Genomic DNA, 1,177 nt, shown 5'->3' with positions numbered 1-1,177 from the left:
AATGAATAAAAATATGTTTAATCTACACTTGAAAGAATGTGAATTTAGATTCAATAATCGCAAGCAAAATCTTTATAAGATTTTGCTTGAAATGTTCAGAAAAGAGTCGCTTAAGTTGTCATGACCCTAAATAAATACAACGCCAATCACTAGAAATCTTGATGCTAGCATTCCTAATGGATAAAAAATATCTGCTTCTGGAACGCTATGACCTGTTTGCACTAAGAAAAACTCGGGTGCAAAAAGGTGGAATACGCCTAACATAATCTGAATAAAGCCCACTACATAAAATAAATAAGTCATTCTTTTCATTATACTTCCTTTAAAAATTCTGCAAAATTACAGAAATTAAATTATAATTCTTTAACTATTAAAAAGAAAGTAGTTACCAAAAGGATAGTTTATAATTATTTATTAATAACGGACAATAATAATGGAAAATTTGTTAAAAATCAAACAGAGATGGGAAGAATGTCCGGTTAGAAAAACAGCTAAAATAATTGAAGGAAAGTGGACGACACTTGTTGTACGTGAACTCATCTCTGGCAAAAAGCGTTATTCAGAAATTGCCAGAGCGTTAGTTAAAATTAGTCCAAAAGTATTAACTCAACGATTAAGATTTTTAGAAGAAAGACGAATGATTACAAGAACTGTTTATCCAACCATTCCACTCACTACCGAATACGAGTTAACCGAGCTTGGACAAGATTTTAAAATAGTGTTAGAAGCCATGGCTGATTTTGGTCAAAAATTGAAATAAAATGTAAAAATTACTCAATATTTTTTAACTATTTTCAATAATGAAAGTTTTAAAACATTGAGCAATAGGCGATAGGTTACCTTTCAACGCTCAATGGCAATGCGAGTACCTGAGTCTTCTTCGCGTGTAATTAAAATTTCTTTGTTAAGGGTTTTAATGCTGTTATTTTTTTACTAAAAAATCTTGTAATTATTTAACTCTCACACTTGAAAGAATAAAAACCGCCCCTACATATAAACTTAGACATAAGTTGCTTAACTATTTGTTGTTATGCAATTTGAGAAATTATCATTCAATTAATCAGGAGAAACAATGAACATTCGTCCCCTTCAAGACCGCGTGATTGTTCGTAGAACGCAAGAAGAAAAAACAACTGCAAGTGGTTTAATCATTCCAGACTCAGCTACTGAGAAGCCT

Annotated in this window: 2 protein-coding genes and 2 pseudogenes; 3 read left to right on the top strand and 1 reads right to left on the bottom strand. The window is 31.2% G+C overall.

Features of this window, described 5'->3' with window-relative positions:
- Positions 1 to 124: pseudogene (locus tag BTHERMOSOX_RS11365) on the top strand (IS1595 family transposase); the annotation flags it as partial.
- A gap of 2 nt (positions 125 to 126) precedes the next feature.
- Here the strand turns inward: BTHERMOSOX_RS11365 and BTHERMOSOX_RS11360 are convergent.
- Complete coding sequence (locus BTHERMOSOX_RS11360) at positions 127 to 312, bottom strand: hypothetical protein (RefSeq protein ID WP_138121220.1); 186 nt, start codon at positions 310 to 312, stop codon at positions 127 to 129.
- 121 nt (positions 313 to 433) lie between these two features.
- On the opposite strand from BTHERMOSOX_RS11360, the gene BTHERMOSOX_RS11355 reads away from it, so the two are divergent.
- Positions 434 to 760 carry a winged helix-turn-helix transcriptional regulator gene (locus BTHERMOSOX_RS11355; protein WP_138121219.1) on the top strand — a complete coding sequence of 109 codons (327 nt, stop codon included), beginning with the start codon at positions 434 to 436 and terminating at the stop codon, positions 758 to 760.
- Between the two features lie 312 nt (positions 761 to 1,072).
- Positions 1,073 to 1,177, top strand: a pseudogene (locus BTHERMOSOX_RS11350) (co-chaperone GroES); the annotation flags it as partial.

Source organism: Bathymodiolus heckerae thiotrophic gill symbiont (assembly GCF_900128515.1).
Lineage (GTDB): Bacteria > Pseudomonadota > Gammaproteobacteria > PS1 > Pseudothioglobaceae > Thioglobus_A.
The sequence above is the reverse complement of the archived record's forward strand: the minus strand, read 5'-3'. Positions and strand labels throughout refer to the sequence as shown.